Source organism: Methylocaldum sp. RMAD-M, assembly GCF_017832375.1.
In the GTDB taxonomy this organism is placed as follows: domain Bacteria; phylum Pseudomonadota; class Gammaproteobacteria; order Methylococcales; family Methylococcaceae; genus Methylocaldum.
Window position 1 is genome coordinate 79,118 of sequence record NZ_JAFIBZ010000004.1, and the last position, 13,780, is coordinate 92,897.

Below are 13,780 nucleotides of genomic sequence, written 5' to 3' on the forward strand. Positions count from 1 at the left end.
TAATGCTGATTTTCGATCGTTCGCGCCGAGGGCGCGCCGCGCATGCCCAGTTGCTCCCGGAATCCGGTGAATCGCCGGCCATTCCCGATTATTTGTTGCGCAAGACTCGTCCGGCCTTGCCCGAAGTCTCCGAGCTGGACGCCGTTCGCCATTACACCCGGCTGTCCCAGCAAAATTACTCCATAGACACCCAGTTTTATCCCCTGGGCTCTTGCACCATGAAGTACAACCCCAAGGTTTGCCATGACCTCGCAAGTCTGCCCGGATTTCTGAATACCCATCCTCTGGGGCTGGAGCGGACCGGGCAAGGGACTTTGGCCGGTCTGTACGAGCTCCAGGAGATGCTCGCGGAAATCACCGGCATGGCCGGGGTTTCGCTGGCCTGCGCGGCCGGGGCGCAGGGCGAATTCGCCGGTGTCGCCATGATCCGCGCTTACCACAGGTTGCGGGACGATTTAGCTCGAACCGAAATGCTGGTGCCCGACGCCGCGCACGGCACCAATCCCGCTTCGGCGTCCATGGGCGGCTTTCGGGTACGGGAAGTCGCCACCGATGCCGACGGCAACGTGGATCTCACTGCACTGGAGCTGGCCGTGGGTCCGCAAACCGCCGGCATCATGCTCACCAATCCCTCGACTTTGGGAGTGTTCGACCAGCACATTCGAGCCATCGCCGATATCGTGCACCGGGCCGGCGGGCTGCTCTATTACGACGGCGCCAATCTGAACGCCATCGCCGGCAAAGTGCGCCCCGGCGACATGGGCTTCGACGTCATTCATCTCAATCTCCACAAGACGTTCTCGACGCCTCACGGCGGCGGCGGTCCGGGTGCGGGCCCGGTGGGCGTGGGTGACAAGCTGCTGCCCTTCCTGCCTCTGCCCGTCATCGTGAAAGACGGGTCGCGCTATCGCATGCTGACCGAAACCGAGCGGCCGCACAGCATCGGGCATCTGGTCACGTTCGCGGGTAATGTCGGCGTTCTCCTGCGCGCTTATGTCTACATCCGAATGCTCGGCCATGAAGGCCTCGAGCGGGTGGCGGAATTCTCGACCCTGAACGCCAATTATCTGCTCAAGAAACTGGTCGAAGCCGGATTCGAACCCGCTTTTCCGCAGCGCCGCGCCGCCCACGAGTTCATCATTACGCTGAAGCGGCTGGCCAAAGAACATCATGTTACGGCGCTGGACTTCGCTAAACGCCTGTTGGATTATGGCGTCCATGCGCCGACGGTATATTTTCCGCTCTTGATTCCCGAGTGTTTTCTCATCGAGCCGACCGAGACGGAAAGCAAGGAAGCCCTGGATGCGTTTGTCCGGATAATGGCCGAGATTCTGAAAGAAGCGGAGACCGACCCGGATCGGCTTAAGAGCGCACCCCATTCGCTGCCGGTGCGCCGTTTGGATGAAGTCCGGGCGGCGCGGCACCCCGATCTCGCCTATAAATCAGAATAAGAACCCCTCTATGGCAGGACAAACGCTCACGGGCATTGCCCGTTTTTACGCGGCATTTACCAATTCCATTTCGGGTATCCGGGCCGCCTGGCTGAATGAGGAGGCGTTTCGGCAGGAGTGTCTGCTGGTCCTCGCCGGCGTTCCCTTGGGGCTGTGGATCGGCCAGAACGGCATCGAACGCGCGCTTCTGATCGGCGTGTTGCTGAACGTCTTGATCGTCGAATTGTTGAACAGCGCCGTCGAAGCGACCGTCGACCGTATCGGTTTCGAACGGCACGAATTGTCCGGCCGCGCCAAGGATATTGGATCGGCGGCCGTGTTTTTCTCGCTGGTCCTCGCCGGTGCGGTCTGGTTACTGATTTTGATTCGATAAAAAGGTAAAAAAGAATGACAGCGTTAATCTGCGGCTCGGTGGCCTACGACACTATCATGGTGTTTCAGGATCGATTCAAGAATCACATCCTGCCGGAGCAGGTCCATATCCTGAACGTCTCCTTTCTGGTTCCGGAACTCCGCCGTGAATATGGCGGCTGCGCCGGCAATATTGCTTATAACCTCAAGCTCTTGGGCGCCGATCCTCTGCCCATGGCCACTGTGGGCAAGGATTTCACACCCTACGCGCAGTGGCTGGGCTACTGCGGCATTAATCAGGATTTTATCAAGGTCCTGGGCGACAGCTATACGGCACAGGCTTATATCACCACGGACATGGACGACAACCAGATCACGGCTTTCCACCCTGGCGCGATGTCGTTTTCCCATCTGAACCGGGTACCCACGGATTGCGGCATCCGCATCGGCATCGTGGCGCCGGACGGCAAGGACGGCATGGTTCAGCATGCCGCCCAATTCGCCGAAGCCGGCATCCCGTTCATCTTCGATCCCGGCCAGGGCATGCCTATGTTCGACGGACAGGAACTCTTGAGTTTCGTCGAGCTTGCGACCTGGGTGACCTTGAACGACTACGAAGCGCAGCTCATGCAGGATCGCACCGGTCTCGCGCCGGAAGAACTCGCGCAGCGCGTCGAAGCGCTGATCGTCACCAAGGGCGCACAAGGATCGTTGATCTATGCCAATGGCATCCGCCACGAAATACCGCCGGCAAAGCCGACGGCAGTGCTCGATCCGACCGGTTGCGGTGACGCCTACCGCGCCGGGCTGATCTACGGCCTTCTGGAAGAATTCGACTGGCCCACCATAGGCCGTATCGCCTCGTTGATGGGAGCCATCAAGGTCGAGACCTTCGGCACCCAGAATCACAGCTTCACCCTGCATGCGTTCAAGGAGCGCTATCGGGAAAGCTTCGGCTGCGAGCTGCCCGATCGGATATGACGAATATCCAGCGGCTGTTGGACATCATGGCGCGCTTGCGCCATCCCGAGACGGGGTGTCCCTGGGACTTGCAGCAGGATTTCGCGAGTCTCGTGCCTTACACACTGGAAGAGGCGTACGAGGTCGCCGATGCGGCGGAGCGCGGGGATATCGAGGATTTACGCGAAGAATTGGGCGATTTGCTTTTGCAGGTCGTTTTCCATTCGCGGATCGCCGAGGACCGCGGCTTGTTCACTTTCGAAGACGTGGCCGGCGCGATCAGCGAAAAGCTGATACGCCGACATCCCCATGTTTTCGGCGAGACCGTATTCGAGACCGATGCCGAAAGGCATGAGTATTGGGAATCATCCAAAGTCGCCGAGCGCCGGGAAAAAGGCAAAACGGAGCAGGACGAAAGCGCTTTGAGCGGCATCGCGGCGAATTTGCCGGCGCTCGTAGCCGCGCAGAAATTGCAGAAGCGGGCCGCGCGGCACGGTTTCGATTGGCCCGACATAGGGCCAGTTTTCGCCAAAGTCAGAGAAGAATTGGACGAGCTCAAGGCCGCCTGCGCAACGGGCGACCAAAGCCATATCCGGGAAGAAATCGGCGATTTGCTGTTCGTCGTCGTCAATCTCGCCCGGCACCTCGAGGTCGATGCCGAGACGGCGCTTCGGAGCGGCAACCGAAAGTTCATCAACCGCTTTCGCTATATCGAAAAGCAATTGTCGGCACGGGGAAAATCCTTGACTGAGTCCACACTGGCCGAGATGGACGCCTTGTGGGATGAGGCAAAACGAAGTTTGTCAGATTAGGCATGTAGGATGCGCTGAGGTACGACAAATCGGCAAGATCGCCGATTTGCACGGAGAGAGCCGCCCGGAGGGAGCCGGGCAGGATAGCCCGGCATGAACCGAACCGCATCAATCGCGAACGATGCCTGTCCTGAGCTCAGTCGAAGGGCGCTTCCCTTCGTTCAGCACATCCTACGAATTTGTTCGGGTCTACACCTTGGACGTAGGTCGGCAATCCTTTGCCGACAAACCCGCTGACGAAGCCGAAAGGTTTAATCCACCAAAATGGACGTTGAAGTTGAAGCTACGACACGAACACCCCTGGGATGTCACACCGCAAGAAGCGATCGCCATTCAGAAACGGCTGCGAAACCTCGTCAGTTTGCAGGACGAATTACCGGAAACGGTCCGATGCGTAGCCGGGGTGGACGTCGGTTTCGAAGAAGGGGGCACTGTCACGCGAGCTGCCGTGGCGAAGTTGAGTTTCCCCGAGCTGGAGTTGATCGATAGCGCCGTCGCGAGGCGGCCGACTTCGTTTCCTTATATTCCGGGCCTTCTATCCTTCCGGGAAATTCCAGCCATCTTGGATGCCTTGCAAGCTTTGCGAGACCTGCCGGATTTGATGCTGGTCGATGGTCAAGGCTATGCGCATCCTCGCCGCTTGGGCATAGCTTGTCATTTGGGGGTACTAACCGATATCCCGACGATAGGCGTCGGAAAGACACGGCTCTTGGGTGTTCATGACGGCGTTCCAGACCGGCGCGGCGCTTGGGTTCCCCTTTTGGACAAAGGGGAGACCATCGGAGCCGTGTTAAGGACGAGGCAGGGCGTCAAGCCGGTTTACATCTCGCCCGGCCACCGTGTCGCTTTGCAGACGGCCGTCGAATGGGTAATGCGCTGCACTAAGCGTTACCGCTTGCCCGAAACGACGCGGCATGCACACCGCCTCGCTTCGGGATAACGAATGCGAAATTCTCGTAGCTCCGCGTGCTCTTACGGTTTACTTGCGGGGAGTTCCTTGTCCCGATAGTGGACATCCGTCCAGCAAACCGGAAGCTCTTCGCCTGACGGAAATACCAATTCGGTCTTCGGGAATTTTTCCGGATCCTGCATCTCCTCGCCCCAATGCAAGCGCCCGACTATGTTTTTATGTATCGGATTGACCAAATCGTTGAGACCGAGAACCTCGACCAGATGTCCATTCTTTTTCAGTTTGAGAAACATGGCACATGTCTCCTCTCAGGAATGAATTCGTTTAAAGGCTCGTCATCCGTGGATTGAATTCTACTGTAGAGCGATTTTGGGCGCGATGCAATCACTCGGAACGTTCGCCGCCCCAAAGAGATTCGATGCCCCGGTAAACCAACTGCGTCAAAACGACGCCTACCCCGAAACCGCCGATAAAAAACTCCGACGCATGATGCTGCATGGTGGTCGCGAGAAACTTGCCGGTAAAAAATCCAACTACCAGCGACAAGCCGATACGCAATCGTTTGAATATTTCTTCTGTGTTCATGGCTGAGCGAACTTATAAAGTTGAATGAGAAAGTTCTCGGGCAAACTTTAACCTAGAAGCGACAATTGGACGCAGTCGACGTCGTTTCTCCGCTAAGTGGCTTAAGGACTGGCTCCAGCCCGCGGCAATCCACGTTTTTCCCCGGTACTCCGAGGTTTGCTGGGTGAGTTAGGTGCGCACCGGGACGGGGCGCCGGCTGAACTTCATCGGCCGTAACGAAATCTTAGTGATTACACTGACAGACGAAACGGGTTCGCAAAGATGCCGGTATCCGACGAGTACACCTTGAATGAACTGACTGCGTGGTTCCGCCGGCGGCTGGATGAACTGAGAATCCATTTCGACGACGAGCCACTCAGTTACGAGGCTAATACAGCTTACGATATCGCCTTTTATCGTCTTCTGGCGGAAGCCCGAGACGCATGGCTGGCGCGTCACGGTTACACTCCCACGCCGGGACAGCTCACCAAAGCCTTCTTCAACGCGGAATTCGAACGCTCGCGCGAACAACGCCTTGCCAAGCGCAATTGGCTGTCGCGCGCCATTTGCCGATTGTTTCCTTTCAAGGTGTCTCGAAGGCCGTTCCACGTGAAATAACACCTGCCCGACCTTTTCTTCTTCAGTTCCCTCGGCACACACGAAAGCCCATCGAAAACAAGAGATCCGCTTGAATTCGGTAATTCGAGCGCATCCCTTTGATCATCGGAGGGCAACAATCCGCCCTATCCTCTTCTTGCGGCTGTTTTGAACGCGCCGCTCCATCACGGCCGTTCGTCGGATAAATCCTACCGATTGTCGGCTTCTGCCGATGCAGCGAAAAAGCGCTGCTATAACTATCGGCATGAAAACAGATCATGAAAACGGTTTTACATTAATCGAGCTGATGGTCGCGGTAGCGGTGCTTGCCGTGACACTCACCATCGGGGTACCCAGCTTTCGAGAGACGATACTTAATAATCGCCAGACGACACAGATCAACGAACTGGTAGCTGATGTGGGTCTTGCGAGAAGCGAAGCCATCAAGCGGGGTATTCCGGTGACGCTATGCAAGAGAAACACAAGCGGTAACAACTGCGACTCCAGTGCCGCATGGGCGGACGGCTGGATAATATTCTCGGATCGCAACCGCAACGGGGTTTTGGACGGCGACGACAATCTGCTCCAGGTAAAACCGCCACTGGCTTCTGGAACCACCCTTACCTTCAGCGAGGGTCGGGTTACCTTCGATGCACGAGGTTTTTCCGCCGGGTTCAATGGCACATTCATTTTTTGCGACAGCCGGGGATCGAGCAAAGCCAAAGGCCGCGTCCTTTCCAACACTGGAAGACTTAGGGAACCCACAGACAGCTTGAGCTGTAACTAAAACCGATATGAAACGACTAGATTCTCGAATAAGTTTTTTCTGCGGTTCGGATCGTATTTACGAATACGGCCGCATGCCATTGAAGTCGGCAAACTCGCGCCCTTGGCATCTCCTGGCAAGGATGGGAGGTTTCTCCATGTTGGAAGTGCTGATCAGCGTCTTGGTCTTTTCCATAGGCGTCCTCGGCATCGCCGCGCTTCAGCTCAAGGCCAAGCAGTCGGGTTACGAGGCCGTACAGCGGACTTTGGCCACGTCCTTGGCCACCGAGCTGCTTGAAAGGATGAGGTTGAATTCGTCGGGCACGTCTTTAATCAATTACGTCACAGCCAACGGCACACAGACATTCAATTCGTCCACTCCGCCCGCAGCCGCTCCGGACTGCTCGGCCGGCTGCACTTCTACTCAAATTGCCGCCTTGGACTTGCGGAATTTTTGGGATGCCTTGAATGGCGCCAGCGAAACCCGGAACGGCAATCAAACCGGCGGCTTGGTCAATCCAACTACGTGTATCAGCGGCCCGGCGACCGGCACGCCCGGTACCTACACGGTTACCATCGCGTGGCGCGGTCAGGCCGATTTAGCGTGGAGCAATCAAGGTGTCAACGCCAGCACCTGTGGCCAGGGAAGTTACGACGGACCGAGCGGCACGAACGGCTATCGCCGCATCTTATCCATCACCACCTGGATCGGACCATGAGCAGATTGATACATACCACCACATTCAGGCAATCCGGCGTCGGCTTGGTCGAGCTCATGGTGGCGCTGGTCTTGGGCTTGTTCGTCACCGCCGGCGTCACCAGCATGTTTGTTCAGAACAAGGGGAGTTATAACCAGGACGAGCGGAGCGCCCGAATGCAGGAAAGCGCACGCTATGCTCTGCAACTACTGGCACGCGATTTGTCGATGACGGGCTTCTGGGGAGGGGTGGTCGGTTCCGGCAGTGATATCGATAGCTCAGGGCCCTCGACCGCGGGAACCGGGGCCGCCTGGGCCTATAACTTGGCATCGACGATCGATTATTTCGTACCTTCCGTAGCGGCGCCCGCTCCTACTTCTAGATTCGCTTGGTTCAGTGTCCCAAGCGGGTCAAGCTATAAATCCAATACTAATATTCTCGCCGTCAAGCATGTCTCCGGAGTCAATTATCAGAACCCCAGCACACCTCCTGCAGGCGTCTACGTCAGCACGGTGGGAGCCGGCGGCACTCTGGCGACACGGGACGGCGTTACCCAAACCCCCGCGGGAATGCAGGACTGGGAATATCAATCCCATATGTATTACATCGCCACCGACGATACCACGGGAGTTCCATGGCTGCGCCGGAAGCATCTTGTAAATGGTGCCATGAGCGAGCAAGGCGAAGGGGAATTGGTAGAAGGCATCGAGTTTCTCTACGTCGAATTCGGTATCGATACCGACGGCGACGGCATTCCGAATCGGTATCTGTCCAACCCTTCCGCTACGCAGCTGCAAACCGCGGTTAGCGCACGCATCTCTTTGCTGGTCCGCAGCTCAGACCAGGATTTTTCCTCTCCCGCCGACGACAAGACCTATTTGCTCGTAGATGCGGATGGAGACGGCGCATACGACTCAGGTGTCGATGTGAGTGTCAATGGGATTCTTAACGGCGGCAATGCCTTCAACGATCACTATTACCGCCGGATGTACACAACCACTGTGCAACTACGAAATACCCAATACCAACTCCTTCTGCAAGGAGCGACCGCCTCATGAAGCACTTCAGTAATCTTCACATTCAGAGGGGCGCCGCTTTAGTGGTGTCGCTGCTGATTCTCCTGGTGGTGACGATCGTCGGATTGGCCGGGATGCGGACGAGCACTCAAGAGCTGCGTATGGCCAGTAATGCCGAAGATAAAGAGACGGCATTTCAACAAGCACAAGCGGCTATCGATTACCTCGTCAATAATCCGGATCTGCTCCCGGTCATCGGCAATGTCGGTTATGCCCTCTGTACGGCAAACCAAACCAAGGCGGACGGAACGGCTTGCGACCAAACCAACATCGATCTTCCTGCTCCGCCATTCGACGACAGCGCCACGGGTACCAGCAGATTACGACTTACTCGCCAGAATCCTGGTACCGGTTTGCCGCCCCGCCTTTTGGCTACCAGCTCGGCCATGTTCGCATCGGCTTATTACCTGGGGGAAAGCCAATACGATGCTACAGGCGTCGGACGCGGCGCGGCCGGTTTGGGCGCCGGACTGATGCGGATCATACCCAAATGAAAAAGAACTCGCGGAGTGCATCCATGAAACTCGCAACAGTCTTGGTCTCCTCTCTGATTGCCATTTTGAGTCTGCAACCCGCGCATGGCGAGGATACCGATATTTATCTGAACTCGGCAAACACCGAGGGCGGAAGTCCCATGGTGATGTTTGCTCTAGATTACCGCTCGAATTTGGGGTCGACTGTTTGTCAGGGCAGCGAGTGCAACAGTCTCCGCTCGGCCGTATCGCCAAGCACGGGAACGACTTATCTTCCCGCTAGCGGCACCGTCAGTTTTTTCGAGCTGTTGCGGGCTGTCTTGAGAAAAGTGACGGACGATCTGGCGCCGCAGCTCACCGGCGTGAAGTTCGGACTCATGATCAACCATAACAACAACAACAATTGCGAAGGCCCCAACAGAACCGGTTGCAGTAACGGCGGCTATATGATGCTGGGTTTCGATACCGGCACAAGCCGTCTGCACAACAAGCTTGCTCAAATCCCGGTGCCGCAAGGCAATCTTGCCCATTCGTTTCAGGGAAAGGAGCTTTATTTCGAGCTGTTCCGCTATTTGACGGGCCAGGATATCTATAACGGCCATAATGGCTGGACCGATTACGACACGAACAACCAGCAAAACTTGCCCGTTGATAATCCCGACATCAGTTGGGATACCTCCATAGAAACGGGAAACCGCTACACTAGCCCTTTGTCCGGGACCCAATGCAGTAAGATTTTCGTCATCAACATCATGTTCCAGGTGTCCCAGCAGGATTCCGATTCGGATCTGGCAATCAGGGAGACCAAGGCCAACGGCGGCATGAACCAGCTGAACATCACCGGCACTAACAACAACTTCTCGACCGTGATCCGCTTTATGCGCGATGCCGATTTGGCGGATGGAACTTGGGGACAACACAATCCGGATCTGGAAGACGTCCAAAATGTCACTTCCTTTTTCTTCGTCGATCAGACCAAGGTCAACACAACTACCAACGGTTATGCGTCGGCCGGCGGTACGAATGCGGCGCTGCCTTTGAGCAGCAATCCCGATGATCTGGTCAAGCAGTTTAAAGATGTTTTTGAGCAAATTTTGAGCATCAGCACGACCTTCGTATCCGCCGCCGTTCCGGTCAATGTCTTCAACCGTACCGAAACGCTCGAAAATGTGTTTTATGCCTTGTTCCAGCCGGAAGGTACCCCCCGCTGGAACGGCAATCTCAAACGTCTGAAACTGGCGGTTGACGAGAGCACCGGAAATTTGCTGGTTCTCGATCAGAACGACAACGAGGCCATTTCGGCGACCGACGGTCGGATCAAGAACGAAGCTCTGACCTTTTGGACCAGTGCCGGTGGCGCGGACGTCGTAGCGGCCGATACGGAGATTGGTGAAGTTTCAGGCAAGGATGGCCGTAGCGTCTCGCGTGGTGGCGCCGGACAAAAAATTCCCGGTTTTCTGGGCGGCAGTCCAGGCACTAGCAATACATCCGGCGCCCGAAAGCTTTTTACCGAGCCGGACAGCTATACAAACGGAACGCCCACCGCATTCCGCGCGCTGAACGCGGATGATGCGACGACGGCTGGCGTCTCCGTAATCTGGGACAAGCTTAAACTTAGGGGCGCGAACAAGTCGACATCCTGTTCTCCTTCGACGGATTGCTGGACCACCGCCGCCAGCTACGCGACCGCCTCCGCGACGGATCAAACCATGGCGATCGATCTTCTCAAGTTCGCCCGCGGACTCGACCCGTTCGACCTGGACGCCGACGGGAGCATCTCGGACGTGCATCCATGGGCTACGCCGAGCGCTACGCCGAGCGGCCAGAGCCCCCAAAAGCCCTGGCTGATGGCCGATCCCTTGCATTCGAAGCCGACACCCATCAATTACGGCGCGCGAACGGCGGCGGGCTATTCGAACACGGTGCAGGATGTGCGTATTCTCTTGGCGGGCAACGACGGCTATCTGCATATGTTCCGCAACTCGACCTCCGGCAGTTCGCCCGAAGTGCCGAGCGGCGTGGAGGATTGGGCTTTTATGCCGAGGTCTCTGATCGGCAACCTCAAACTTTTAGCGGAGAATGCAGATGCTACGCCGCATGTGTATGGGCTAGATGGTAAGGCCGCCGTCTATATGAAGGACACCGACGGCGACGGTACGATCGAATCGGGAGAAAAGGTCTGGGCCTACATAGGTATGCGGCGCGGCGGCAAGGCTTATTACGCTTTGGACATCAGCGACCCGGACGATCCCAAAATGCTGTGGTCGATTTCCAAAACCAGCGGCGGTAATTTCGACGACTTGGGATGGACCTTCTCCGATCCGGTTGTAGGCAGCTTGAACTGGGGAAGCGGCGAGAAGCCCGTCGTGATCTTCGCGGGCGGGTACGACGCCAATAAAGACACCCGAAGCGGCGCCGATTCCAATAATGCCGCAACCGGCACCAACGATAGCGAGGGCAACGCGATCTATATCGTCGATGCCGAAACCGGGGCTCTGGTGTGGAAAGCGGCCAAAACGTGCGGAAGCATTCCGGCGACCCAATGCAGAGCGCACGCCAATCTTCTGGACAGCATACCCTCCAGCGTAACCGCCGTAGATACAGACAGCGACGGGCTGACCGATAGAATCCTGGTTGGCGATACCGGCGGTGTGATATGGCGTGCGGATTTGATTGCTCCCCCCCCTCCGGATCCTGAAGTCGATCCACCGGTTTACCTCGATAAGCGTGCGGAATGGACGATATCACCCATTCTTTCCGTTGGACGGCATGCAGGGCAAGCCGACCGCCGGTTCTTCCACAGACCAGATTTCGTTCAGGCAAAAGACAATACCGGAAACTTTGACGCAGTAATCATTGGTTCCGGAGACCGCGAACATCCGCTGGACACTAATATTCAGAATCAGTTTTACATGTTCAAGGACCGTAACACGCTCACTGGAAATCCTCCGTCTACCACAAAACAGGTGAGCAATCTCGACAATTTGACCGACACGGCGGCGACGGCGAGCAATGCGTGTAACTGTGGGTGGTATATCAATCTTGGACTTGGCGCGGACGGTGGCGAAAAGTCTCTGGCTTCGCCGTTGACGTTCTTCGGAAAAATATTCTTCAGCACTTATGTGCCCGTGGGGGATTCTGGGGAAGACGACAACCTGACGTGCGGACCGGCGGAGGGCAAAGCCTATACTTATGTCGTAAATCTGTTTACTGCGGCTGGCGTTTACGACTTCGACACCAGCAATGATTCCAACGGTGAAACGAAGGAGCGTTCTGTCGATACCGGATCGGGCATCCCCAGCGATCCGATCTACATGTCATTGGGCGGAAAACAATTTATTACTCCAGGGAATATTCCACCGGAAGAAGAGTTCAGGCATCCCTTGGAAAGCAGGGCGATTTGGAAAACATTCTGGTATGAGAAGGAATGAGAGATCGATCATGACGATGCAAGGTATTCGAAAAATTCGGGGTTTTACCCTGATGGAATTGATGATCGCGGTTGCCGTGGTGGGAATACTGGCAGCGGTCGCTTTTCCCAGCTATCAAAGCCAAGTAATTAAAACTCGGCGCTCGGACGGCAAAGCCGCTTTGATGGCCGCCGCCGCCAAGCAGGAACAGTACTATCTGGACAATAAAACTTATGCCAACTCTATGATGGCACTCGGCTATGCCGCTAACCCGGCAAATTCTCAAGAAGGTTATTACCAGATCAGCATCGCTGCCGCTACGGCGGCATGCCCGATCGCGACATGCTTTTCACTAACGGCGACTGGACAAGGCAGCCAGCAAAGCGATGGCGTTTGCGGCAATCTAACGTTAAGCAGTTCGGGAGCTAAGGGAATTACAGGAACCGGAACCGTTGCTAACTGCTGGTGATCCGCTGCAGACATCAGCCCAGTAATTCGTAGGGGGTAGCCGATGCTTCAGCGTAACCTATCCATTTCCTAAACCGAATATTTCGCTAAGTATATCTGCACAGCCGCTAAACTCTCATAAATCAGATTAGAGAAGTAGATTTTGTGGGAGCCGTGTCCCGATGCCAAAGTCAGCTTGCCGCAGCGCGATGGAATCAGGACGCTTCGGGCGCTGGATGATTGAAGCTAGTTTCCGGACGGGGTGATCAGTTCCGGCAGTGGGTTGATGCTAGTGCGGCAGTCGATTGGCTCCTCCCATTCTCCAAGCCCGTGGCGAATGGGCCGAACAACGCGCGTGGTCGAAGTCTAACTGCCCGATGACTCTACGCTGGTGTTGCGATTACCGCGACCTCAACGACTATTACCGGCTGCGCCATGATCGGGGATGCAAACGGTTCTTGGCAAAGCGAGTGAGCTGCCCAGTGGAGTAGGTCGGCAATCCATTGCCGACGAAGCCGCTTCCCGGGCCGTTGCGTCGGGAAAGGATTCCCAACCCACTATCTACTATCCCCTGGACCGCTACGCCAAACCGGAAGATGCACTGAGGAATTGGCCGTTTCACAGACAACGTCGTCGGCAACGGATTGCCGACGACTACTCATCTCAGCGTCCATTAGAGGGCGCGGGGCGGCTTCTGAGTGAACGCCGGTGAACAGTGGTGAGAAACGCTGTAAATTTTACGCCTGATTGGCAAATTGCTCACAATTGGAAAGAGGCGGTAGTGAAACCTTCAGAGAGCTGCCTGTTCAGGGTTAATTCCAACATTCGCTGACAGTTTTCGATGCGCCCGTAAGTCCCTTCTGTCCAAGCTGATTCAGCGTGAACGAACCGCATGCGTCACCGTCCATGGTGCTGCCGCTTGCCGGAGCTGCTGTCAAAGTAAATGTTGTTGCACCAGCAGCAACGGTGATGTTGTATTTCGCAGTTCCATTCCGTGGAGATTGAATTACCGGCAACATCGGGTTTCCGTCGTTCGCATCGCCGCAAATTCGATCAGTACCGGAATTGTAGCAATTCGCTTCCGTGAACAGACGCTCGAGAAACTGCGCATCTTCCAGCAAGTCAGACTTTGCTTCGGATCGGGCCGCACGTTTGACATATTCTTGATAGCCTGGCAGAGCGATGGCTGCCAAGATACCCACTATAGCCACGGTGATCATCAGTTCGATCAGCGTGAACCCTCTTGGCGTCGTCTGGGAGTTCATC

At 56.2% G+C, this 13,780-nt stretch carries 15 protein-coding genes; 12 read left to right on the forward strand and 3 right to left on the reverse strand.

Going from position 1 to position 13,780, the window contains the following annotated elements:
- Positions 1 to 2: 2 nt before the first annotated feature.
- From gcvPB to nfi, 5 genes are all read left to right on the forward strand, one after another.
- Positions 3 to 1,451, forward strand: coding sequence for an aminomethyl-transferring glycine dehydrogenase subunit GcvPB (gcvPB, locus tag JOD69_RS05475; protein WP_077728350.1), 1,449 nt, complete (start codon positions 3 to 5; stop codon positions 1,449 to 1,451).
- Between the two features lie 10 nt (positions 1,452 to 1,461).
- Complete coding sequence (locus tag JOD69_RS05480) at positions 1,462 to 1,824, forward strand: diacylglycerol kinase (RefSeq protein WP_077728331.1); 363 nt, start codon at positions 1,462 to 1,464, stop codon at positions 1,822 to 1,824.
- 14 nt (positions 1,825 to 1,838) lie between these two features.
- Positions 1,839 to 2,783 carry a carbohydrate kinase family protein gene (locus JOD69_RS05485; protein WP_077728332.1) on the forward strand — a complete coding sequence of 315 codons (945 nt, stop codon included), beginning with the start codon at positions 1,839 to 1,841 and terminating at the stop codon, positions 2,781 to 2,783.
- On the forward strand, positions 2,780 to 3,574 hold the full coding sequence (gene mazG / locus JOD69_RS05490; RefSeq protein WP_086133033.1) for a nucleoside triphosphate pyrophosphohydrolase: 795 nt from the start codon (positions 2,780 to 2,782) through the stop codon (positions 3,572 to 3,574). Before JOD69_RS05485 ends, mazG begins: the two co-directional genes overlap by 4 nt.
- Before the next feature lie 277 nt (positions 3,575 to 3,851).
- On the forward strand, positions 3,852 to 4,514 hold the full coding sequence (gene nfi, locus JOD69_RS05495) for a deoxyribonuclease V (RefSeq protein ID WP_077728351.1): 663 nt from the start codon (positions 3,852 to 3,854) through the stop codon (positions 4,512 to 4,514).
- A 32-nt stretch (positions 4,515 to 4,546) separates the two neighbouring features.
- Here nfi and JOD69_RS05500 read toward each other — a convergent pair whose 3' ends face one another.
- Positions 4,547 to 4,777: an acetyltransferase gene (locus tag JOD69_RS05500; RefSeq protein ID WP_086133032.1), complete on the reverse strand. Its 231-nt coding sequence runs from the start codon at positions 4,775 to 4,777 to the stop codon at positions 4,547 to 4,549.
- A 91-nt stretch (positions 4,778 to 4,868) separates the two neighbouring features.
- Positions 4,869 to 5,069 carry a hypothetical protein gene (locus tag JOD69_RS05505; protein ID WP_086133031.1) on the reverse strand — a complete coding sequence of 67 codons (201 nt, stop codon included), beginning with the start codon at positions 5,067 to 5,069 and terminating at the stop codon, positions 4,869 to 4,871.
- A gap of 285 nt (positions 5,070 to 5,354) precedes the next feature.
- On the opposite strand from JOD69_RS05505, the gene JOD69_RS05510 reads away from it, so the two are divergent.
- The 7 genes from JOD69_RS05510 to JOD69_RS05540 all read left to right on the forward strand — a co-directional run bounded on the left by JOD69_RS05510 (position 5,355) and on the right by JOD69_RS05540 (position 12,536).
- The gene (locus tag JOD69_RS05510; RefSeq protein WP_133716313.1) at positions 5,355 to 5,666 is read left to right on the forward strand and encodes a hypothetical protein; all 312 of its coding nucleotides are present in this window, start codon (positions 5,355 to 5,357) and stop codon (positions 5,664 to 5,666) included.
- A gap of 244 nt (positions 5,667 to 5,910) precedes the next feature.
- Positions 5,911 to 6,432, forward strand: a complete 522-nt coding sequence (locus tag JOD69_RS05515; protein ID WP_210023812.1) for a Tfp pilus assembly protein FimT/FimU — start codon at positions 5,911 to 5,913, stop codon at positions 6,430 to 6,432.
- 136 nt (positions 6,433 to 6,568) lie between these two features.
- Positions 6,569 to 7,129 (forward strand): type IV pilus modification protein PilV, encoded by a 561-nt coding sequence (gene pilV, locus JOD69_RS05520; protein ID WP_168183704.1) that lies wholly within the window; start codon positions 6,569 to 6,571, stop codon positions 7,127 to 7,129.
- Positions 7,126 to 8,166: a PilW family protein gene (locus JOD69_RS05525; RefSeq protein ID WP_077728339.1), complete on the forward strand. Its 1,041-nt coding sequence runs from the start codon at positions 7,126 to 7,128 to the stop codon at positions 8,164 to 8,166. Before pilV ends, JOD69_RS05525 begins: the two co-directional genes overlap by 4 nt.
- Positions 8,163 to 8,678, forward strand: a complete 516-nt coding sequence (locus tag JOD69_RS05530) for a PilX N-terminal domain-containing pilus assembly protein (RefSeq protein ID WP_077728340.1) — start codon at positions 8,163 to 8,165, stop codon at positions 8,676 to 8,678. Before JOD69_RS05525 ends, JOD69_RS05530 begins: the two co-directional genes overlap by 4 nt.
- A 23-nt stretch (positions 8,679 to 8,701) precedes the next feature.
- On the forward strand, positions 8,702 to 12,088 hold the full coding sequence (locus JOD69_RS05535) for a PilC/PilY family type IV pilus protein (RefSeq protein ID WP_086133045.1): 3,387 nt from the start codon (positions 8,702 to 8,704) through the stop codon (positions 12,086 to 12,088).
- Positions 12,089 to 12,098: 10 nt separating this feature from the next.
- The gene (locus tag JOD69_RS05540) at positions 12,099 to 12,536 is read left to right on the forward strand and encodes a type IV pilin protein (RefSeq protein WP_280858611.1); all 438 of its coding nucleotides are present in this window, start codon (positions 12,099 to 12,101) and stop codon (positions 12,534 to 12,536) included.
- Positions 12,537 to 13,326: 790 nt separating this feature from the next.
- On the opposite strand, the gene JOD69_RS05545 is transcribed toward JOD69_RS05540, so the two are convergent.
- Positions 13,327 to 13,779, reverse strand: coding sequence for a type IV pilin protein (locus tag JOD69_RS05545; protein ID WP_077730979.1), 453 nt, complete (start codon positions 13,777 to 13,779; stop codon positions 13,327 to 13,329).
- Between the last annotated feature and the right edge of the window lies 1 nt (position 13,780).

Excerpts from the sequence above, each read along its gene's own strand:
- gcvPB (WP_077728350.1), top strand. The coding sequence starts at position 3 with ATGCTGATTTTCGATCGTTCGCGCCGAGGGCGCGCCGCGCATGCCCAG.
- JOD69_RS05480 (WP_077728331.1), top strand. The coding sequence starts at position 1,462 with ATGGCAGGACAAACGCTCACGGGCATTGCCCGTTTTTACGCGGCATTT.
- JOD69_RS05500 (WP_086133032.1), bottom strand. The coding sequence starts at position 4,777 with ATGTTTCTCAAACTGAAAAAGAATGGACATCTGGTCGAGGTTCTCGGT.
- JOD69_RS05515 (WP_210023812.1), top strand. The coding sequence starts at position 5,911 with ATGAAAACAGATCATGAAAACGGTTTTACATTAATCGAGCTGATGGTC.
- JOD69_RS05545 (WP_077730979.1), bottom strand. The coding sequence starts at position 13,779 with ATGAACTCCCAGACGACGCCAAGAGGGTTCACGCTGATCGAACTGATG.
- JOD69_RS05525 (WP_077728339.1), top strand. The coding sequence starts at position 7,126 with ATGAGCAGATTGATACATACCACCACATTCAGGCAATCCGGCGTCGGC.
- JOD69_RS05530 (WP_077728340.1), top strand. The coding sequence starts at position 8,163 with ATGAAGCACTTCAGTAATCTTCACATTCAGAGGGGCGCCGCTTTAGTG.
- mazG (WP_086133033.1), top strand. The coding sequence starts at position 2,780 with ATGACGAATATCCAGCGGCTGTTGGACATCATGGCGCGCTTGCGCCAT.
- pilV (WP_168183704.1), top strand. The coding sequence starts at position 6,569 with ATGTTGGAAGTGCTGATCAGCGTCTTGGTCTTTTCCATAGGCGTCCTC.
- JOD69_RS05535 (WP_086133045.1), top strand. The coding sequence starts at position 8,702 with ATGAAACTCGCAACAGTCTTGGTCTCCTCTCTGATTGCCATTTTGAGT.
- JOD69_RS05485 (WP_077728332.1), top strand. The coding sequence starts at position 1,839 with ATGACAGCGTTAATCTGCGGCTCGGTGGCCTACGACACTATCATGGTG.
- JOD69_RS05540 (WP_280858611.1), top strand. The coding sequence starts at position 12,099 with ATGACGATGCAAGGTATTCGAAAAATTCGGGGTTTTACCCTGATGGAA.
- JOD69_RS05505 (WP_086133031.1), bottom strand. The coding sequence starts at position 5,069 with ATGAACACAGAAGAAATATTCAAACGATTGCGTATCGGCTTGTCGCTG.